General features: G+C 68.6%; 14 protein-coding genes. 9 read left to right on the top strand and 5 right to left on the bottom strand.

What is annotated here, in order from left to right:
• Nucleotides 1–33: 33 nt before the first annotated feature.
• The 5 genes from Dfulv_RS15650 to Dfulv_RS15630 all read left to right on the top strand — a co-directional run bounded on the left by Dfulv_RS15650 (nucleotide 34) and on the right by Dfulv_RS15630 (nucleotide 7,602).
• Nucleotides 34–1,389 (top strand): Hsp70 family protein, encoded by a 1,356-nt coding sequence (locus Dfulv_RS15650; RefSeq protein WP_259863729.1) that lies wholly within the window; start codon nucleotides 34–36, stop codon nucleotides 1,387–1,389.
• 269 nt (nucleotides 1,390–1,658) lie between these two features.
• The gene (locus tag Dfulv_RS15645) at nucleotides 1,659–4,889 is read left to right on the top strand and encodes a GH92 family glycosyl hydrolase (protein ID WP_259863728.1); all 3,231 of its coding nucleotides are present in this window, start codon (nucleotides 1,659–1,661) and stop codon (nucleotides 4,887–4,889) included.
• A 243-nt stretch (nucleotides 4,890–5,132) separates the two neighbouring features.
• The gene (locus Dfulv_RS15640) at nucleotides 5,133–6,110 is read left to right on the top strand and encodes a phosphotransferase family protein (protein ID WP_259863727.1); all 978 of its coding nucleotides are present in this window, start codon (nucleotides 5,133–5,135) and stop codon (nucleotides 6,108–6,110) included.
• A gap of 57 nt (nucleotides 6,111–6,167) precedes the next feature.
• The gene (locus Dfulv_RS15635; protein ID WP_259863726.1) at nucleotides 6,168–7,001 is read left to right on the top strand and encodes a Stf0 sulfotransferase family protein; all 834 of its coding nucleotides are present in this window, start codon (nucleotides 6,168–6,170) and stop codon (nucleotides 6,999–7,001) included.
• Nucleotides 7,002–7,140: 139 nt separating this feature from the next.
• Nucleotides 7,141–7,602: a tetratricopeptide repeat protein gene (locus tag Dfulv_RS15630; RefSeq protein ID WP_259863725.1), complete on the top strand. Its 462-nt coding sequence runs from the start codon at nucleotides 7,141–7,143 to the stop codon at nucleotides 7,600–7,602.
• A 75-nt stretch (nucleotides 7,603–7,677) separates the two neighbouring features.
• On the opposite strand, the gene Dfulv_RS15625 is transcribed toward Dfulv_RS15630, so the two are convergent.
• The 3 genes from Dfulv_RS15625 to Dfulv_RS15615 all read right to left on the bottom strand — a co-directional run bounded on the left by Dfulv_RS15625 (nucleotide 7,678) and on the right by Dfulv_RS15615 (nucleotide 12,028).
• On the bottom strand, nucleotides 7,678–8,712 hold the full coding sequence (locus Dfulv_RS15625; protein WP_259863724.1) for a DUF916 domain-containing protein: 1,035 nt from the start codon (nucleotides 8,710–8,712) through the stop codon (nucleotides 7,678–7,680).
• Between the two features lie 80 nt (nucleotides 8,713–8,792).
• The gene (locus Dfulv_RS15620; RefSeq protein WP_259863723.1) at nucleotides 8,793–10,340 is read right to left on the bottom strand and encodes a glycosyl hydrolase family 18 protein; all 1,548 of its coding nucleotides are present in this window, start codon (nucleotides 10,338–10,340) and stop codon (nucleotides 8,793–8,795) included.
• 419 nt (nucleotides 10,341–10,759) lie between these two features.
• Nucleotides 10,760–12,028, bottom strand: coding sequence for an ROK family protein (locus Dfulv_RS15615; protein ID WP_259863722.1), 1,269 nt, complete (start codon nucleotides 12,026–12,028; stop codon nucleotides 10,760–10,762).
• A gap of 222 nt (nucleotides 12,029–12,250) precedes the next feature.
• Between Dfulv_RS15615 and Dfulv_RS15610 the strand changes: the two genes are divergently transcribed.
• Complete coding sequence (locus Dfulv_RS15610) at nucleotides 12,251–14,293, top strand: glycosyl hydrolase family 18 protein (RefSeq protein WP_259863721.1); 2,043 nt, start codon at nucleotides 12,251–12,253, stop codon at nucleotides 14,291–14,293.
• A 71-nt stretch (nucleotides 14,294–14,364) separates the two neighbouring features.
• On the opposite strand, the gene Dfulv_RS15605 is transcribed toward Dfulv_RS15610, so the two are convergent.
• Both Dfulv_RS15605 and Dfulv_RS15600 read right to left on the bottom strand, forming a co-directional pair.
• Nucleotides 14,365–16,773, bottom strand: a complete 2,409-nt coding sequence (locus Dfulv_RS15605) for a glycoside hydrolase family 38 N-terminal domain-containing protein (protein ID WP_259863720.1) — start codon at nucleotides 16,771–16,773, stop codon at nucleotides 14,365–14,367.
• Nucleotides 16,770–16,913, bottom strand: a complete 144-nt coding sequence (locus tag Dfulv_RS15600) for a hypothetical protein (RefSeq protein WP_259863719.1) — start codon at nucleotides 16,911–16,913, stop codon at nucleotides 16,770–16,772. The genes Dfulv_RS15605 and Dfulv_RS15600 overlap by 4 nt, the downstream gene beginning before the upstream one ends.
• A gap of 237 nt (nucleotides 16,914–17,150) precedes the next feature.
• Here Dfulv_RS15600 and Dfulv_RS15595 point away from each other — a divergent pair, with 237 nt between their 5' ends.
• From Dfulv_RS15595 to Dfulv_RS15585, 3 genes are all read left to right on the top strand, one after another.
• Nucleotides 17,151–18,197 (top strand): LacI family DNA-binding transcriptional regulator, encoded by a 1,047-nt coding sequence (locus tag Dfulv_RS15595; RefSeq protein WP_259863718.1) that lies wholly within the window; start codon nucleotides 17,151–17,153, stop codon nucleotides 18,195–18,197.
• A 537-nt stretch (nucleotides 18,198–18,734) separates the two neighbouring features.
• Nucleotides 18,735–20,336: a class I mannose-6-phosphate isomerase gene (locus tag Dfulv_RS15590; protein WP_259863717.1), complete on the top strand. Its 1,602-nt coding sequence runs from the start codon at nucleotides 18,735–18,737 to the stop codon at nucleotides 20,334–20,336.
• Nucleotides 20,333–21,244 carry an ROK family protein gene (locus tag Dfulv_RS15585; protein ID WP_259863716.1) on the top strand — a complete coding sequence of 304 codons (912 nt, stop codon included), beginning with the start codon at nucleotides 20,333–20,335 and terminating at the stop codon, nucleotides 21,242–21,244. The genes Dfulv_RS15590 and Dfulv_RS15585 overlap by 4 nt, the downstream gene beginning before the upstream one ends.
• Nucleotides 21,245–21,299 lie beyond the last annotated feature (55 nt).

Raw genomic sequence — 21,299 nt, 5'->3', positions numbered from 1 at the left:
CCGCGTCCTGACCGTCGCCGATACAGTGCAGCCATGTGGATCATCCGTGCGCTGGCCGGCCCCGCCGCTGACGGGCAGGCGGCGGTGCCGACCGGGCGGTTCGTCGCCATCGTCGTCGTGGTGCTGATCGCGGTCGGATCCACGGCGCTCATCCTGCGCGAGCGCGGCCGCGCAAACCCCTTCGCGCCACCCGGCCGGGAACCCGCCGCCAACGACCCGGTCGCCCGGACCGAGCCGGTGCCCGAACCGACGCCCGAACCGTTGGCCGACCCAGTCGCGGAACCGGGCGCCCAGCCGGAGGCCGGGCGCCCGACGGCGGCGCCGCGGCTGGCCGTCGACTACGGCACGTCGAACACCGTCGCGCTCATGCGCCGCGACGACGACCGGATCCGGCCGCTGCTGTTCGACGCCTCGCCGCTGCTGCCCTCCGCGGTCCACGACGTCGGCGGCCAGATCCTCACCGGCCGCGACGCGGTCAACGCCGCCCGGCTCGACCCCGGCCGCCACGAGCCAAACCCCAAGCGGCGGCTCAACGAGAACAGCATCCTGCTCGGGGATCGCGAACACGATCTCGCCGACCTCGTCGCCGCCACGCTGCGCCGGGTCGCGGACGAGGTGCGTCACGCCTTCGGCGTCGAGCCGGGACCGGGGACCGCGCTGACCCACCCGGCCGCCTGGGGCGCCATCCGCAGGTCGATCCTCACCGACGCCGCCGCGCGGGCCGGCCTGACCGACCCCGTCCTTGTGCCCGAGCCGGTCGCGGCGGCGACGTACTACGCCACGGTGCTCGGCCAGACACTGCCGCACGGCCACAGCCTTGTCGTCTACGACCTCGGCGCCGGGACCTTCGACACCAGCGTGGTCCGCCGCGACGGCGACGGCCTCGACGTGCTCGCCGCGGACGGCCTCGACGACCTCGGCGGCCTCGACTTCGACGCCCTCGTGGTCGACCTGGTCGGCGCGCAGGTCCGCGCGCGGACCGGCGAGGCCGACGAACGATGGCAGCACCTGCTGCGACCCCGGGACGCCGCCGAGCGCCGCCTCGCCCGGCTGCTGTGGGACGACGCACGTGCCGCCAAGGAGGCGCTCTCCCGGCTGCCCATGACCGCCGTCTCGCTGCCCGGCCTGGGCGTCGAAACCCATGTCACCCGCGAGCAGTTCGAGGCGGCGGCCCGGCCGCTCGTCGACCGTACCGTGCGCGCCACCGCCGCCGTCCTGCGCGCCGCGGCCGTCCCGCCCGACCGGGTCGCCGGCCTGTTCCTGGTGGGCGGCGCGACCCGGATGCCGCTCGCCGCCACGATGCTGTTCCAGCAGTTGCGGATCCGCCCGACCGTCCTGGAACAGCCCGAGATCGTCGTGGCCGAGGGCGCCCTGCACCACATCCCGTGACACTGCACCTGCCGAGCATGCCGTCCGTGCAGGTGGCGAGCCTGTCCGCCGGTGGGACCCGGCGGTGTTCACCCAGGAGCCGGCGAGCGAGCCGTCGGATGTCAAGTATTGACAGAACTCAAGATAGTCGCGAACCTTCGTGCAGGGAGCCTGGCAGGGTTCCACCAGAAGCTATACGCACGTCGACTTCGGCGATCGGCGGCGGATCGGCACGTTGTGCTCCAGCAACGTCGCGATCCAGCACCCGAGCAGCACACGATCGGAGCGATGTGAGCAGACTGCGCTTGTTCAGCACAGTGGTCCTGGCGGTCGCGGCGGTGGCCGTCGCACTGCCGGTGACATCGGCCGCCGCAGCGGTGCCGGCCGACCTGACCACCTTGGTCAACCCGATGATCGGGACCCAGAAGGAGGGCAACACGTTCCCGGGCGCCGCCCTGCCGTTCGGCATGGTCCAGGTCAGCCCGGACACCGGCTGGGCCACGGGATACAACTACGACCACGCCAAGATCTGGGGCTTCTCGCAGACCCACCTGTCCGGCGTCGGCTGCCCGGTCGCCGGCGAGATCCCGCTCATGCCGACGGTCGGCGCGGTCAATTCCAACGACCCCGGCACCTACGGGCAGGCCCTCAACCACGGGCAGGAGCAGGCCACCCCGGGGTACTACCAGGTCGGCACGCCCAACGGCGTCACCACGGAGCTCACCGCGACACTGCGCACCGGCTGGCAGCGCTACACGTTCCCGTCCAGCACACAGGCCAACGTGCTGTTCAACACCGCCCAGGTCCGCGGACAGCCGACCGGCGCCACGACCTCGTCGCTGTCCATCGTGAACAACGACACCGTCGAGGGCTCGGTGACCTCCAGCAGCTTCTGCGCGCCGTCGCCGGCCCACACGGTGTACTTCTCGGCGAAGTTCAGCCGGCCGTTCGCGTCCTTCGGCACCTGGTCCGGCTCGGCCTTCACCGACGGCAGCCGCACCACCAGCGGCAGCGGGGCCAAGGGCGGCTGGGTGCGCTTCGACACCACCGCCCCCGGCGGCGGGGCCGCGGTCACGGTCAAGGTCGGGCTGTCGTACACCGGCCTGACCGGCGCCCGCAACAACCTCGCGGCCGAGACCAATGCGACCGGGTTCAACTTCGACTCGGTCCGGCAGGCCGCCCACGACACCTGGAACACCAAGCTGCACAAGGCGGAGGTCGACGGCGGCACCACCGACCGGCAGGTCGCCTTCTACACCTCGCTGTACCACTCGCTGCTGCACCCCAACCTGGCCGGTGACGTCGACGGGTCGTACCGCGGCTTCGACAACGTGGTGCGGGTCGCGTCCGGATACACGCCATATCAGACGTTCTCGTTGTGGGACACGTACCGAGCACAGAACCAGCTCGTCGCGCTCCTCGAACCACAGGTCGCCCGGGACTACGCGCTGTCGCTGCTGGCCGTCGACCGGGAGCTGGGCTGGCTGCCCCGCTGGTCGCTGGCCAACACCGAGACCAACACGATGACCGGCGACCCGGTCACCCCGTTCCTCGTCGACCTGTGGGCACGGGGCCTGCTCAACGGCTACGAGCAGCAGTTCTACACCGCGCTGCGCAAGAACGCGATGGGCACCCCACCGGCGTCGACCGGGCTCAACGGCCGCAACGGCAACCCGTACTACACCGCGCTCGGATACATCCCGACGGGCGTGACCTGCAACCCGACGGCGCAGTTCGACCACGACTGCCAGTACCCGAGTTCGGCGACGCTCGAATACGCCGCAGCGGACTCGTCGCTGGCGCTCATGGCCCGCGCGCTGGGCAACAACACGGACGCTGACCTGCTCAACGCCCGCGGCCAGAACTATCGCAACCTCTTCGACCCGTCGATCGGGTTCTTCCGGCCACGCAACGCCAACGGCGCGTGGGGCTCGCCCTACTCGCCGACGGACGGCTCGCACACGTTCCACGAGGCGGGCGCGTACCAGTACCAGTGGCTCGTGCCGCAGGACCCCGAAGGGCTGGTGAGCCTGCTCGGCGGCAAGGCCGCGACAAACACCCGGCTGGACCAGTTCTTCGCGTACAACGACCTGCTGACCGACCCGTCCGGGACCGCCCGCAACAAGTGGGTCAACGGCGCCTACGACTACTACAGCTTCACGACCTACAACCCGAACAACGAGCCGGACCTGCTCGCGCCGTACACCTACCTGTGGACCGGCCAGCCGTACAAGACCTCGACGGTGCTGCGGGCGGCGTACACCCTGTTCACCAACGGCCCCAACGGGGTCACCGGCAACGACGACCTCGGCACGATGTCGGCCTGGTACGTGTTCTCGTCCCTGGGCCTGTACCCACTCATGAACGGCGCCAACTTCTACGGCGTGAGCACGCCGCAGTTCCCGTCGGCGAAGGTCACCATCGGCTCGTACGGGACCCAGCAGGGCGGCACGCTGACCATCAACGCACCCGGGGTCAGCGACAGCAACCGGTACATCGCGACCGCGTCGCTCGGCGGGACCCCGTTCACCCGCACGTGGCTCGCGCAGTCCGACATCGCCCGCGGAGCGACGGTGAACTACACGGTGACAAACACGCCGGGCTCCTGGGGTACCGGCGCCGGCGACACCCCGCCGTCGGTCAACCACACCTCGCCGCCCGCGGCGCTGCCCAACCTGGCGCTCGGCAAGCCGGCCACCGGATCGGCCGCGTGCGCCACGGCGGAAGGCCCGGACAAGGCGGTCAACGGCAGCGTCGTGGGCAGCACCAGCAAGTTCTGCTCGCTTGCCGGGCCGTCGTGGTTGCAGGTTGACCTCGGCTCGGCGCAGACGCTGAACCGGCTCGTCGTCAAGCACGCCGGTGCCGGCGGCGAGCAGGCCGCCTTCAACACCAGGGCCTTCACGATCCAGCTGTCCACCGACGCCGGCAACTGGTCGACGCCGGTGACCGTGACCGGCAACGTGGACCCGGTGACGACCCACCAGATCGCCGCCACGAGTGCCCGCTACATCCGGCTGAACGTCACCACGCCGACCCAGAACGCCGACACCGCCACCCGCATCTACGAGCTGGAGGCGTACGGCAGCGGCGGCACCACACCGGTGAACCTCGCGCTCAACCGGCCGGCCACCGGCACCACCTCGTGCGCGGCGACGGAAGGCCCGGAGAAGGCGGTCAACGGCAGCGTGTCGGGCGGCAACGCGGACAAGTTCTGCTCCACGGTGTACGGCGCCTGGCTGCGGGTGGACCTGGGTTCGAGCAGGACCATCAGCCGGTTCGAGGTGGCCCACGCGCAGGCCGGCGGCGAGCCGGCCACGCTCAACACGAAGGCGTTCACGATCGAGGTCTCCGCGGACGGCAACACCTGGACGCAGGTTGTGAACGTCACCGGCAACACGGCGGCGAACACCACGCATCCGGTCTCCGGCGTGTCCGCCCGCTACGTGCGGCTCAACATCGTCACACCGACCCAGACCACCGACGCCGCGACGCGCATCTACGAGCTGCGGGCCTTCGGCTAGGTCAGACGCTCGGCAGCCCAGGGGCTGAAGGCGACCGTCTTCAGCCCCTGCGCGCTGTCGCGGGCCTCGACGTTGCGGGTGCCGACAGTGTCATCCACCCTGGCCACGGACCGGTTCGACCATTACGACGAGATCCTGTCCGGGTCCCTCTTGCAGCGCCAGGATCTGGAACTGGTGACAACTCGATTGCGCCGTGCGGCTCCGTCGGGCAACATGGCCGGGCCAACCTGAGGAAAGGCGATCATGACACGGGTGTTCCTGCGACCGGATGATGTGCGCGACCTGGTGGCGGAACAACTGGGCAGCGACCGTAGACTCGCTGCCCTGGACCGGCTGACCGGCGGCAGCAAAAAAGGTGCCTACCGGCTCCGGCTCGACGACCAGACGACGGTGATCCTCTACGTGTGGGCACCGGCCGAAAACTACTGGCCGGCATCATCGGCTGTCCCGGACGATCCGTTCACCGACGCGTCGGGCGCCGAACTGTTCGCCGCCAACCACGCGGCCCTCACAGCCGCGGGCGTGCGGACACCGCGCCTGCTGATGCTCGACCGCGACAGCCGCTACCTCCCCGCCGACATCGCGCTGGTCGAGGATGTCGGCGCGCTGACACTCGAAGCGCTGATGGAACGAGACCCGGCCGCAGCCGCGACACCACTGTCCGCACTTGGCGACTCCTTGCGCCGCATGCACACCACATTCGGCCCGCACTACGGCAAACTCGCCGCCATCGCCCGTGGCGAGGCGTCCCAGACCCGGCGCGCCGAGGACGTCATCACGGACCGGGCGCTGGCTCACCTCGACGCGGCGGCCGTCCGCGACACCCGGCTCGCCGACGCGCACGAACAGATCGCCGACCACGTGCGTCACCTGCGTCGCGCGATCACCGCGCGCGAGGAATACGGGCTGGTACACGGCGAACTCGGACCAGATCACGTGCTCGTCACGCCCTCCGGCGAACCCGCCATGATCGACATCGAGGGGTTGACGTACTTCGACGTTGAGTGGGAGCACGCCTTCCTGCAACTGCGCTTCGGCGACGCGTACCCGGCTCTGCGTCCGGTCGACCTCGACCTCCACAGGCTGGAGCTCTACCGGTATGCCCAGGTCCTGTCGCTGATCGAGGGACCACTACGCATCGCGGACACCGACTTCCCGAATCGGCAGTGGATGCTGGACCTGGCCGAGTGGAACATCACCAAAGCCCTCGCCGCGGTCTGAATCCAGTTCCACAGAATCGGGTTGCATGCCTGACTGTCGTTGCGATTGCATCCGGCGATGCCCACGGAGATCGCATACCGCGCCGACTCGTACTTCGTCTGCGCCACGCCCCGCACAGGCAGCTCCCTACTTCTCGGGCTGCTGAATTCCACGGGGGTCTGCGGTCACCCTCAGGCGTATTTTCGTGCGCCTGACGAACGGCTCTGGGCCGATCGATGGCAGATCCCTCGCACCGCCGAAGGTGGCTTCAATTACGCGGACTACGCGCAGGCCGCGCGTGCAGCCGGAAGCACCCTGAACGGCGTGTTCGGCGCGAAACTCATGTGGGGAACACTCGATGAAGTCGTTGACAAGCTCGCAGCGATTCACCAGGACCTCACCGGCGACGATGTCGCGCTGCTGAACCGGGCATTCGGCCGCACCCGCTTCATCTACCTGCGACGCCACGACGTCCTGGCACAAGCCGTCTCCTGGCTACGCGCCGAGCAGACCAACACGTGGTTCATCGGCGGCAACGGTGAGATCAGCGGCAACAGCGGCAACGGGCAGACACCCAGGTTCGACGCCGGAGCGATCAGGCGCTTCATGGACATGATCGAGGAGCACAACGCCGCTTGGGAGGCATGGTTCGCCTCATGGGGCATCCAACCCCATCGGGTGACCTACGAACACCTCGACGACGACATGGTCACCACGACCCGCAGCATCCTGGAGTTTCTCGGCATCAACGCGCCCGACCGGGCCTCCGCCGTAGCTGCACGGCATCGACGCCAAGCAGACGGACTCAACCAGCAGTGGATCGAGCAGTATCACCGGACTTACCTTGCGGGCGCTGATCATCGCCTTGATCATCCGCAACCTCGAGCCGGACGCGACACCGACCACCGCTGATCTCGAACACCTTTCAGAGGGCGGCCTCGGCGCGTGCGTGTCTTGGGACTCGCAGAGGAATCGGGCTGTTCTGCCGATGGTTTTGCGGCAAAGTACGATCCATGCCGTCGTCGCGAAATGAGCCGTGCAGGAGCAGCCGATGATCACCGATGCAACGCTCGCCCGTATCAACCAAGGGGTGCAGCTGCATCATCATCAAGGCCAGCGTGAGGCTGCTCGCGACGTGTTCGCGCAGATCTGGGATGAGATCGGCGGAGAGCAAGGCGATCCTTTGCACGTTTGCGTCCTCGCGCACGCGATGGCCGATGTGCAGGACGACGTCCACCAGGAGTTGGTCTGGGATCAGCGAGCGCTGACGGCGGCCGACCTGCTCACCGATGCCCGGGTTGCCCAGGCCGGGGTGACGCTGCCGGTGGCCGGTTTGTATCCGTCGTTGCACCTCAACCTGGCTGAGTGCTACCGCAAGCTCGGCGATCTCGGCCGTGCCCGCGAGTACCTCCAGCGTGCACAGGCCGGGATCGGCGCGCTTGGCGATGATGAGTACGCGCAGCTGATCAAGGGCGGCCTGGATCGGCTGGCGCAGCAGCTGACCTCCGAGTAGGCGCGCGCCGCCGAAGGACCGCCCGGCGGCCGGCGGCCTCGCCGGGCGCAGCGAGATAGCGTGGATCAGATCGGATCACAGTTCCGCGGCTGCCGGGCGGTTGCGGCGAAGGATGCTCAAGTAGCCGGTGCGCAGGAAGCGGCGGCCGGGCCAGGCCAATAGGATGGCGACGACGACGGCGGTGAGCAGCCACGGCACCGCCCATGTCGTAGCGGTCTGGCGCTGGTGCGGGGTGTCCAGCGGCACCACGCCGGGCGGGTTCACGCCGTCGAGGTCCATCCGAGCTGTGACTCGACCGGCCGGGAACGCGCCGCCGATGGCGACGGTGGCTGTGAAGGATTCGTCGGGCAGCAGCGGTGGGATCGATACCGGCTGGGACTGTGCCATTCGCGTGCCGAACGGTGTGAGCAGCGAGATGGTCCCGGTGCCGCCGAGCCGGATGTTGCCACTGTTGTGCACCGTGTATGTGACTGCGGCATCCCGGTTGCGGAACGGGTATACGGCTGCGCCGTAGTCGACCGACAGTTTGGTGATGGACAGCGCGGGGCTCAGGGTGCCGTTGACGCGCACGTAGACGCGCGTGCCCACGCGCTGGTCGACAGCGAGGCGGGTGGTGCCGTCGGCCGAGCCGGGAACCTGACGGCTGGCGACGATGCCGGCCGCGTGGTCTCCGGGCGTGGCGTCCTTGGGCAGCGCCATGCGGAACGGCACTTGGACCGTGGTGCCCGGGGCGATGGTGATGGTGGGCGATTCGAAGGTGATCCAGCTGCCCAGGTCGACCGGTCGCTGGTCGGCGGTCAGCAACGTGAAGCTGCCCTCCGGCGTGGTGAACGCGTCGGTGGCGTAGACGGCGAGGGTCAATGCCTCGGCGCCGAGATTGCTGATGGCCACCCGGTCGGTGATTTCGGTGTCCGGCGGAAGGGTGTAGTCGATGGTGGAGCGGGTTTCGCCGCTGGCGGAGGGGGCAGGGCCGACGGCCCATTGAATGGCATTCTCGGTGGGGGCGGCCGTGGCCGGTATGGCGGGCCATACGTTGGACAGGACCAGGAGGAGGCCGACCGCGACCATCGCACGGCCGGATCGGATGTGGGGGCGGGCCAGCTCGGTCACGGTCGCTCCTGTCGTGCAAGGCACCGGGCGTCAGGGATGGGTGGATCATCACCCTGACGCCCGGTGAGCGGATAGGCGGGTCAGACGAGCGTCAGAGTCAGCACGCCGGTGTAGGTCCCCAGCGCCGCGTTGTAGGGCACGCCCAGGTTCAGGGTGGCCCCGCAGTCAAACGTCCCGGTGCTCGCGCCGGCCCCGGACGAGCACAATGTCTGCGGCGTGGACAGGCCCGAGCCCGGCGCCTTCGCAGGCCCTGCGACGACCACCGAGTCGGTGGTGGTGCGGATCAGGTTCATGCCGCCCGGCACCAGGCTGGCGGCCGGTGCCCAGCCGAGGTTCGCCGCGGCGATGGTCTGGTTCCCGGCCGGTGACCGGAAGTCGCTGACCTGCCCGGTCACGTTCCAGCCGGCGTTGGTACCCCGGGCGTCGACCACCGTGACGCGACTGAGGGGCCCGGTCGCCACCTGGTCCTGGCCGTTGAGTGCGACGGCCGGAAGCGCCACCGGCGACATGTCGCCGACGGCGAGGCTGAGTGGACCACCCGTCACCGTGGCCGTGATGGCCGTCTGGGCCGAGTTGTCGCCATGCGTGAACGGCGCGAACGTCTGCGCGAACTGGTACGGCTTCCAGTTGTACGTCCGGCTGGTAGCTCGTTGATCCCGTTGCAGCGACCAGAACGAGAGGCCGTGGATGTTCTTCTGGATGGCCCAGTTGAGCACCTTCACGGCGTCCTGGGTGGTGAACGTCTCGCACTCGCCGAAGTCGGACGGACCTGGCATCGCGATGATGCCGATCATGCCCCACAACTGGGCCGGGGTCTTCTGCGGGTACAACCCGTGGAGGATGTTGTAGGTCGCGTTGGCGGCCTTGAACGTCGCCGCGGCCATGTCGTGCGGGGGTCCGGTCTTCGCCTTGCACGCTTCGGAGATGTCGTCGTAGAAGTTGAAGGTCATGAGGTGGATGCCGTCGATGCGGGTGCCGTTGTTGACCGCGTTCTGCAACAGGAACATGCTGCCGTTGTTCAGGCCGTCGGTGAAGGTCGGCTGGGTATAGACGAACTCGACCGTGCGGCCGGTGTCCCTTGCCCAGTCCTGAACGATCTTGATGGCCTTGTTACGCCGGTCGATGCCTGGCCAGTTGGCGGGGTTGGCCAGTGACTCCTCTTCGATGTCCAGGTCGATGCGGGTGAAGTTGTACGCGGTGATGACACGCTTGAACTCGTCCGCGATCGCGTTGACGTCTTGGCAGCTGTCGGCCAGTTCGGTGAGGGACCCGGAAGTGGCGGCGGCTCCACCGAAGGAGGGGTAGACGTCGCCGCCGGCGGCTCGAATGGCCGCGATGCCGGCGGCGTAGGTCGGCCCGACCGGCGAGTCGGCACGGCCGTTCCAGTAGACCGTGCAGTCTCCGTGCTTCCGGGTCTGCAGGAAGGCCAGGGTCAGGTACTTGGCACCGGACTCTTGGCTGGCCTGGTACAGCGTGTCGGCGGAGGAACCGCTGTAGAAGTACGGGGCGAACACGTGTGAGGGAATCGGCGTGCCCGGCGCGGTCGGCGCCGCCTGGACCGGCGCGGCAAGGACAGCCGCGGTCCCCGCGCCGAGCGTGCAAGTGAGCACTGTGAGCGTGCCGAGCATGCGTAACCGCCGTGACAGGGGTGTTTTCATAGCTAGGTTACTCTCCGGTATTCGAAAGCTCACTTTCTATTGGCCGAGAACCTAGCGCACCATGCGTTGATCGTCTAGGGCAAGGATCGGTTCAATCGATGGAGCCGGGCCCGCCAGTTCTTCGGCACACGCAGTGCCGCAGGCAGCGGAGTTGCCGCCGACCAGGCCTTATGCAGTAGCGGAACCCTTCACGGCCAACCCTCCGGCACGCCGGAACCCCGCTGCCGGGCCTGAACGCGAGCCTCAGCACCCGGCTGAACTCACCGTCAACACCGCAGGTTTCGTCAAGGTCACTGCGAATTCGGCGCTATGCGCCGAATGATGCCGGTGGCCCAGGCGGACCGGGTTGCTGTGCCGCCTGGGCGACCAGCGACCCGGTTTCAAGTGCGCTACCGGGTGAGCTCCACACCGCCGACCGCCGCTGCGCGCTCGGCGTGCTCCGACAACTCCAGCTTCTGCTTGGCGGCGGCCAGACGCCGGTCCCAGGTGTGCTGGCGGGCCAGCTCCACGCTGCCGATGACCACTGTGTGCTCCGCGTACTCCGACAACTCCAGCTCGGGCACCCAATACGTGCGGGCCTGCAGATGCCGCCTGAGGTGCTGCAACAGGACGTCGCCGGCGTGGGCGATCCCACCGCTGACGACGAGGACGTCGGGGTTGAGCGCGAGAATGACCGGGCTGAGGGCACGGGCGAGGATGCACGTGGTGTGGTCCAGCACGGCGACGGCCCGCTCATCACCGGCGGCCGCGGCGTTGAACAGGTCCATTGCGGTGAGTTCACGGTCTGACCGCAGCCGCGTGGTGGGTAGGCCGGAGAACTTGTGACGGGCCAGGTTGATCATTCCCGCGCTGCCGACCTGGGCCTCCAGCGGACCACTGCCGTCCCGGTCGAAGGCCAAGTTGTCGCCGTCGTCCAAGCTGATCAGACCGACCTCGCCGGCGGCGCTGTCCTTGCCGCGATGGAGCAGTCCGTTGATCACGATGCCCGCGCCCAGCCGCGCACCCCACTGGATCGCGATGATCGTGCGGCCGGGCAACCGGCTCGCCGCCGCCACCGCCGCCAGGTTGGCGTCATTTTCCAGATGGACCCGGCACCGGAACTCTTTCTCCAGGTGGCTCGCGACGTTGAAGGTTTCCCATCCCCGCATGCTGGGGGCAAGCCGCAGCCGCCCGGCGACCGGGTCCACCACGCCCGGGGAGCCGACCACCACGTCGGCGATCTGCGCGCTGTCAAGGTTTGCGTCGCGCAGGCAAGCGTCGATGACCCGGCGCACCCCGGCCAACACCGCCACCGCGTCGTTAGGCCGGGACACCGTCCGGGCCGAGGCGGCAAGCGTGTTGCCGCCCAGGTCACTCACCCGGGCCTTCACGGCGTGTGGCCCGAGGTCGATGCCGAGCACCGGATCGACACCTGGACGCAGTTGGAAGACGGCGGCCGGGCGGCCCTGGCGGACCTCGTCCGGACTGTCGGTGGACTCGACGACGAGGCCACCAGTTTTCAGTTCTTCGATGGCTTGCGTGACCGTCGGCCGTGTTAGTCGAGTGACGCTGATTATCTCGCTGATGCGCAGCGGGCGCCGCGCCTGGCGCACCGCCGCGAGAACCAGCGAAGTGTTGAACTGCCGCAGCACCGCGGTACCGGCGGGTATATCGGCCACCAGCCCAGCCTGCCTTCCGTATGTATGTCCGGAATTGACGATACCCGGGATGCACAACTAAGGCATGGCCGCAGGTGAGTCGGTAGCGGGTGCCCCGTCGACGCTCATCTGTCTCCCCTTGACGCGATCATAGCCGTGCCGTAGGAATAGGAAAGAACGCTTCGTTTTTCCTCCCCTACCCCCCATGAGTACGCGGTCCTTCGGGCCGCAGGAGGGAAGAGCATGAGATCACCCAACGTCCACAGACCCGGCCGGCGGATGGGCAAGCTGATCCGCGCCGGCCTGGTCGGCCTGTTAGCGGCCGGTACCGCGATCGCCGCAGCCGGCTCCGCCGCCGCAGAGCCCGCCGCTTCCGGCGAGACGGTGCCGGCGCCGACCAGCCCGATGGTGGGCGGATACCTACTGCAGGGCACGCCGAACTTCAGCTCCATCCGGATGGAGCTCGTGACCCACTTCTACTGGGCGTTCTCCACCATCAGCAACGGCAGGTGCACCACCGCCTCCCAAGCCGGCATCAACGCCGTGCTTGCCCAGCGGCAGAAGCAGCCGAGCCTCAAGGTGCTCCGCTCGCTCGGCGGCTGGGGCGCCCGCGGCTTCTCGGACGCGGCCGCCACCGACGCTGGCCGCAAGACACTCGTCGCCTCGTGCATCGACGCCTTCATCGCCAACGGGGTGGCCGACGGCATCGACATCGACTGGGAGTTCCCCGTCAGCGGTGGCCTGAACAACATCGGCTACCGCGCCGAGGACCGGGAGAACATGAACCTCCTGGTCGACGAGTTCCGCACCCAGCTCAACGCCTACGCGGACTCGAAGGGCAAGAGCCGCCGCGACTTCCTCGTCACCGCCGCGCTTCCGGCCGGCCGCTGGCAGGACTCCGGCGACAACGTGACCGGCGCGCCGTACGACGTGTTGAAGAGCTTCGACCTGGCGACCCTGGGCCGGACGCTCGACACCATCAACATCATGACCTACGACATGGGCACCGGCTACTCGCCGATCTCCATGTTCAACCAGCCGCTCTACAAGCACCCCCTGGACACCAGCGGCGACCCCTACAACAGCATCGACGCGGCGGTGAAGCTCTACCAGGCGCAGGGCGTGCCGGCCAACAAGCTCACCCTGGGCGCGGAGTTCACGCTCAGCCGCGGCTTCCAGACCGTCGATGACCTGAACAACGGTCTCTACCGGAACTGGACGGCCACCGGCTGCGGCACGGCCACGATGGCGAACGCCCTCAGGCCGGGCACCACCGCCCTGGTCAACTGGGACCCGTATGTCCTGTCGCCGTACGTGTGGGACCCGGCGGCACGGCGCTTCTGCAGCCAGGAGAACGCGCAGTCGCTCAACATCCGGGCGCAGTACGCGAAGGACAACGGCCTCAACGGCATGTTCACCTGGGAGCTGAACGGCGACGCGCAGGGCAGCCAGCTGCGCGCCATCGCTCTGCCCTTCACGCCGGAGAAGGTCGTGGCCGCGCCGGCCCCGACCGTCAAGGGCGCCTCCATCATGGCCGGCCAGGGCACCGCGTTCAGCGGCGAGGTCGCCCGGGTCACCGGCAGCTCGGCAGCGTCCCTCACCGCCGAGATCAACTGGGGCGACAACACGCACAGCGCGGCGGTGGTGGTGCCGCTGGGCAACGGAACCTACTCGGTCACCGGCACCCACACGTACGCCAAGGCGGGCTCCTACACGCTGACCGTCGCCACCATCGACCCCGACCCGATCAACAGCCGCATGGTCAACGCCGTAGCCAACGTGGGCAGCGTCGACCCCGGCCAGCAGACGATCATCACCGAGGTCACCGGCGGCGCGCTGAGTCTGAGCGTGTCGGACAACGCACCCATCGACCTTGGCAAGGTCCAGCTCAACGGTCAGGACCAGATCGTCTCGGGTGCCCTCAAGTCGATCACCGTCGTGGACCCGCGGGGTAACAACGCCGGGTGGAGCCTCACCGGCCAGGTGAGCGACTTCCGCGGTACCGGCACGGCGACCATCCCGGCCGCCAACCTCGCCTGGGCGCCGGCCGCGGCCGTCGTACCGGGCTCGCTGAACCTCGAACACAGCACCACGACCGCCCCGAACGTGGTCGCCGGTCCGGCACTGACCCCGGGCAAGGGCCTCTCGACGGCACACACGCTGTGCTCGGCCAACCAGGGCGCCAGCACCGGCAAGTTCACCTGCGGCGGCGGCCTCAACCTCGGCGTTCCGTTCGACACACCCGTCGGCAATTACACCGCGGTTCTCACCGTCACGCTGATCTAGTCATACCTGTTCCTCGCCAGACGTTGGGGTGGGATGCGGCTGCCGCCGCATCCCACCCCAACCCCACTGTGTTACAGCTTGCCGGCGGACGGTCCACGCCCACCGGTTGTCACCGGCCATGTGAGCACGGGGCTTCGCAGCTTCGCAGCCTGCGCTGCGATCTCGGCCAGGTCGGGCTGGGCGAGGGTCAGCAGCCCGTAACGGAGCTTGACGCGTTCGTTCTGGACTTGTGGGAAGTTGGTGTCCCAGTAGTTGTTCGCGATCCAGCTCAGCAGCAGCGGATCAGGGTCTCGTTCGATGGCGTCCGGCGGCGGTCCGAAGTGGAACCCGCCGATCTGGACCAGCGGCGCGTCGGGCGTGAGCAGCGCCACCGCACCGTGTCCGTTCCACAAGGCTGTTGCCGATTGGACCGTCACCCAGCCCCGGGATGCGCCGGGCAGCTGCTCGTCGTCGAGGGTCACGATCTGTCCGGCCGTGTCGAACGCGGCCTGCCACCCCGCTTCCATCGCCAGCGGCAGGGCAAAGTAGATGCCGGTCGGGGAGGAGTCCCCGGCGAGGTCGACGTCGATGTCGATGTGGATGACAGGGTCGTTTGCGTCGAAGCTGAGGCGCTGGACAAGGCCTCTGGTGCCTGGCGCGGCGAACCGCCGTATCAGGCTGACGCGTCCGGGTCGTTCCTCCACGGTGCAGCTGAGCACCCGTTCGGCGGGTTCACGGATCGGTGTCCACGGCCGCCAGCACGACTTGTCGAGCATCTCCAGGTCCAGGTTGCGCCGGTAGAAAGCTCGCCTGCTGCCGTCGGCAAGCGGGTCGGGCCGCTCCCGGATGAACGACATCAGGTCCATGCCTGGCCGGGGGCGCAGGACGGCGCGACCGGTGGCGCGATCGACCAGGGCGATGATCCGCCCGGAGTCGGGATCGTAGGTCAGTTCGTGGAACGGCGATGTGATGCGGCCGGTGGAGGCGACACGGTCGACGGCGGAGGCGAAGTTCAGCTCGCGAGCCGCCTTGTGGTGTTCGATGATCTCGTGCGCCGGCTGGCCGGGGAAGGCCGACTTGGGCAGGTCGTTGATGCCGATGACCTGCCAGGCTCCGGGGGCGAGATCGATCGGCCCGAACACCCGGCGTGGTTCGTCCGGGGCGGGTGTTCGCCAGGGCCGGTTCTCGTACGCCATCCGGCTGGCCCGATACGTCCGCTCGTTGGCCGGAGTCGGCGCGGCGAACCAGGCGTCGGGAAGGTCGACGGTGACAGTGCGGGGGTATTCGGTGGGGTTACACACCAGCACACCGGCGATCCGCTTGTCCGCGACCGGGTTGCCGGCCAGACGTTCGAGCGCGTCCATGACGGCGAACGCGGCCAGTTCGTGGCCCTGGTGGGCGCCGGCCTGTTTCATCGTCTCGATGGCGGTGGCCTGGGGGTTGTCCGGTTCGGTGTTCCAGTGGCTCCAGGTGTGCTCGTCGAACAGGTCGACGTGCTCGGCCGCCTTGGCGATGAGGGCCGGGTCGGCCTTCAGTACCTCTGCCGCGGCGAGCAGTGGTTTGGATTGCTGGTTGACGGCGGTGGCCGTCGGTGTGCTGGCGACGCCGAAGCTCCAGTAGTCGGTCCAGTCGCCGCGAGCGGTGGCAACGTCGTCGTCGGGTATGCGGAGGATCCGTTCTCTGAGGTCGTCGAAGGTCGCGTACCGGATGCGGGGTCCGCGTTGCTCGTCGTTCCAGCGGCGGATCAGGTCGGGCAGGTATGGGTTCGGCGGCGCGTTGTCCCACATGATGGGTGAGCAGGTCGAGGTGAGATAGACGAACGGCAGCCGATAGCCGGTGCGGGCCAGCCGCTCGTGGAACGCGTTCCAGCCTTCTGCCATCCGGTCCACCGAGTCGTCCCAGGCGTTGAGGAGCTGGTCGAACATGGTGTAGTGGCTGCCGTTGAAGACGCGTAGCCGTCGCCCGGACGGCGTCTGCCAGGCGAACAACCCGGGCCGGGGTGTCACGGGTTGGCCGAGGTGCCGGTTGATCGCCATGACGAACAGGTCGACGCCGGCGTCGAGCAGTTCGTCGGCGATCGGCCACGGGACGCCGTTGACGTCGTGCTGGCAGGCGACCGGGATTGGCCGGCCGACGACGTCTTCCAGCTCGCGCTTGCCGGCCAGCAGGCGTCGGATCCCTGGCCGGTCGATCAGGGCGCTGACGTGCCAGCGCAGCGCGGACAGCCCGATACGGCCCTGATCGCACAGGTTCCTGAACCGCACGATCTGGTCCGGGGAAGCGTCGGCCAGCCAGCGCCGGACCGGCTCGGTTGCCTCGCACGTCCATTTCGGTCGGCAGTCTTCGGGGAGGTCTGCGGTCTGCTCCAACCAGTCCAGTGCCTGGGAGATGTACTCGGCCTGTAGCCGCCACAGGATCGGCTGGGAATGGGTGTAGCCGACGTCGAGGTGGCTGTGGTGCAGCACGAGGATCTCCTCGATGCCGGCCGCTTCGGCGGTCACTTGGTAGCTCCTGTGGTGAGTCCGGCGATGAACTGCGGGTTCATGGAGTCGTTCCAGATCCGCAGCGGCAGGAAGATCGCGACGGTCGCGGTGGCGGGGCGTAGCAGCGGCATGACGATCGTCCACCAGATGCGCCGCATCCCGGCGCCGTCCGTGGCCGCCGCCTCCACGATCTCGCCGGGGGACCGAGCGCAGGAATCCGGAGCAGACGTTTTTGCCGCATGTGCGTCTCCAGTGGATGATGTTGGCCCGGCCGGTGCGGGGTGTGGCGCCGGGTTATCTGGGATAACGTTATCTCACGAGGATAAGCTCAGGTTGCGAGAATGTGTCAAGAACCGATCTGATAGCGACGCCGTATCGCGATGAGGAGGACGCGGATGAGCCCTGCACGGGGCGGGAACGGAAACGGGGGCCGGGCCAAGCGGCCGACCATGGTCGACGTCGCTCGCGAGGCCGGGGTGGCCCTGCGCACGGTGTCACGGGTGGTCAACAACGACCCGACGGTGGGGCCCGAATACGTCGCCAAGGTCCAGGCGGCGATCAGGGCCCTGCACTTCCGCCCGGACGAGCGGGCCCGCCAGCTGCGCACCGGCATCGCCGGCACGATCGGCGCGGCCGTGCGGCGCATCGCCGAGGTCAACCCGGCCCTGGCCGCCATCGAGCAGACCGCCCGCGCCGCAGGGTTGACCCTGCTGGCCGCCTCCACGGACTTCGACGAGTCCCGCGAACGCGACACCCTGGTCTCCATGTGCCGGCAACGACTCGACGGCATCATCGTCGAGCCGTTCGGCGAAAGCCACGGCTACCTGGAGCCCGAACTGGACGCGGGCATGCCGGTGGTGGCCATGGACCGGCCGATGAGCGCGCTGTCGGTGGACTGTGTCATGTCCGACAACGCCGCGGGCATCGGCATGGCCTTCCACCACCTGCACCAGCACGGACACCGTCGCATCGCCTACATCGGCGACAGCGAACGGGTCTTTTCCGGCCGCGAGCGCGCCGCCGCCTTCCGTGCCGCCCTGATCGCCCACGGACAGCCGGTGAGCGGCCTCGTCCACCCCGGCGACATCGCCGCCGAGCGCGTCGCCGCGGCCCTGGACACCGCACTGGACGCTGCCGATCCGGCGACCGCACTGGTCACCGGCAACATGGACACCACCATCGCGGTCCTGCGTCAGCTGGGGCCGCAGGCGGCCTCACGGCTGGCGATCGTCGCCTTCGACGACGTCCCGCTCGCCGACCTGCTGCAGCCCGCGCTGACCGTGATCGCCCAGGACACCACACAGATCGGCCACACCGCGGTTGAGCTGCTGCGCGCCCGCATCGCCGACCCGTCCCGGCCCGTGCAGACCGTCATCGTCCCCGTCTCGCTGACCGTCCGCGGCTCCGGCGAGGTGCCGGCCTCGGCGGCTACGACGGCGTAACAGGGGTCTTGACAGAACGGCGCGGCACCATCCACTCTTCGAGATAACGTTATTCGACGGTGCGGCGGCCGTCGAATACACGTGATCGCGTGAGGGGTTGATCCGCGTCCCCCCGACTCAGCGCGTTCGCGCGGCGGCAGACGCCGGCCACGTCGGCGTCCCGCGCAGGTCCCGGCGCCGGCCCGCGCTGGGACCTGCGGACATCCGCCGGACGCGCCGAGCACGGACGAAATCTCTCACGAGCGCCGCCCACCGCTGCTTCTCGATGAGAGGTCCGATCCATGAGGCTCCCGCCCCGGCCCAGACGGGCCGTCAGCATCGGCGCCGTCACAGCGCTCACATGCACCCTGCTGACCACTGCCGCGGCCGGTTCGAGCGCCGATACCAGCAACGACAGCAGTTCTTGACAACACTCCAAGAAAGGCCAGCACCACAATGTCGCCTGTTCGAGGCTACGAAGCCGAACCATTTCACCCCATCACCGGAGTCGTAGGCACCGGATTCCGATCAGCAGTCGCCGGCCTCGCACCGGGGCATGTGCTCGCCGTCGACGGGCCGGTCGCCGTCGACTGGGACGGCGTCGCCGTCGAGATCGGCAATGCGTTGACCGCGCGGGACCTCGGGGCCAAGCAGGTCGACATGCGTGAGCACCTGGCGGCATGGTCGGACATCCTCGAACTCACCGCGTCGGCGACCCTGCGCGACGACCCGGACTTCGCCCCCTTGTCGCAGGCAAGCCTCGCCGACTTCTTCACCGACCTACCCGAGCCGGACGCCAACCCCGACGCCGTGACCGTCGTCCTCGGACCGGGGGCGGCACTGGTCGCACACCACGTCCTGTGGTACGCCGACCTGCCCAAACGGTACGCAGAGGCCGCGATCACCGCCGGGACCGGACACAACCTCGGCCAGCCGGCCGGCACCGGGCCGGGCACGACGCGGCGCCTGTTCTACATCGACTGGCCTGTGCTCGACCGGCACCGCGACCACATCATCGGCGACATCGACCTGTGGCTGGACACCCAGGACCTCCCAGCGCCCGCCTGGCTGGACGGGCCGACGCTGCGCACGGCCCTGGCCGACCTGTCAGCACGGCCGTTCCGGACCCGGCCGACGTTCAACACGACCTCCTGGGGAGGGCACTGGGCCCAGCAGAAGCTCGGTTTCAACCCCGAGGCACCCAACACCGCCTTGGGCTACGAACTCATCGCACCGGAAAGTGGCATCCTCGTCGGCAACACCGACAGCGTCCGCGTCGAGATCCCGCTCCAAGTGGTCGTCGCCCAGCATCCCGAACAGGTCCTCGGCCGCAGCGTACACACGACGTTCGGTACCTCGTTCCCCATCCGGTTCGACTACCTCGACACCGTCGGCGGCGGGAACCTGTCCGTCCACTGCCACCCGCAACCGGACTACATGCACGAGGTCTTCGGGTGGCCCTACACGCAACACGAGACCTACTACATGATGGTCGGCGGAGCCGACCGTCGAGTATTCCTGGGCCTGCGCGACGACGCCGACCTGGAGGCATTCCGCCGCGACGCGGATCGCGCAGTCCACGACGGTGTGCCGTTCCACGTCGAGCGCTACGTCCAGACCTTCCCCGCCCACCCGCACCAGCTCTTCCTCATCCCGGCCGGAACGCCGCACGGCAGCGGCGAGGGCAACGTCGTCCTGGAGATCAGCGCGACACCCTACCTGTACAGCCTGCGCTTCTACGACTGGCTGCGCAAAGACACCGAGGGCAGACAACGGCCGGTCCACGTCGGACACGCCTTCACCAACCTCGACACCGGCCGGGCCGGCGACGCCGTAGCGCGTGACCTGGTCCAGCAACCGCGCATGGTGCGCTCGGGTGAGGGCTGGCACGAGGATGTCATCGGCCGCCTCCCCGAGATGTTCTTCGAAGTGCGCCGCGTAGAGCTGGCACCAGACGCCATCGCCGAGGACACCACCAGCCACGGGTTCCACGTCCTCAACGTCGTCGAGGGCGACGGCATCGTGCTGGAGACCGAGAACGGACACCGCTATGACCTCACCTATGCCGAAACCTTGACCGTTCCCGCCGCGGTCCGCTCCTACCGCGTACGCGGTTTGGGAACGGGCAAGGTCCGCTACGTCAAGGCACTGGTCCCATGAGCACCGGCGACACGAACGTCGTGTCAGTCCTGGACATCGGCGGCACACACGTCACCGCGGCCGGAGTGGACGTCTCGACCCGCAGCATCCTGAGCGGACGGTGGTTCCGTGAACCGCTGGACGGCGACGGCAGCGCAGAAAAGATCCTGTCCGCCATCGTCAACTGCGCCGCACGGCTGCCCGCCCAGCCCGCCGGCCCATGGGCCATCGCCGTTCCCGGCCCATTCGACTACGAACTCGGCATCGCACGATACGCAGGCGTCGGCAAGTTCGACGCGCTCAACGGCGTCGACCTTCGAACCGCCCTGATGCCGCATCTGCCCGGCGCCGAAAGCGTCAGCTTTCACAACGACGCGGACGCCTTCGGCATCGGCGAATGGTGGGCCGGCGCCGCGAACGGCCACTGCTCAGCCGTCGGGATCACCCTCGGAACGGGTGTCGGCTCCAGCTTTCTGCGCGACGGGCACACGCTGCAAGACGGGCCCGGCATACCGCCAGAAGGACGAGTCGACCTCCTACACCACGACGGCAGGCCGCTGGAGGAAACGGTATCCCGCCGCGCTATCCGGCAAGCCTACGCCCAGGCGACAGGCCAATCGCCAGCACCTGACGTCCGGGAGATCACACAGCGCGCGCGACAAGGCGACCGGACAGCGACCGAGGTCCTCACGCGAACGTTCCACGCACTGGGAACCGTGCTCGGCCCACACCTGGCGGAATTTGCGCCAGAGGTCCTCGTCGTCGGCGGATCGATCGCCGCGGCGTGGGATCTTCTGGCCTCACCACTGCGATCTGGTCTCACCGACGCCGATCCTCGAACCGCGCTCATCGCCCTCGAACCCGCGCTTCACCTCATGGAGGCGCCCTTGCTCGGCGCAGCCTATCTGGATCGGATTCACGAGCTGTGACCCCGTCCAAACCGCCGCGGAAGGGCGGTGAACAGGCACCGGACGTCTCGTCCTG

The organism is Dactylosporangium fulvum (assembly GCF_025137375.1).
Classification (GTDB): Bacteria; Actinomycetota; Actinomycetes; order Mycobacteriales; family Micromonosporaceae; genus Dactylosporangium; species Dactylosporangium fulvum.
This window is presented reverse-complemented; position numbering and strand designations above follow the sequence as displayed.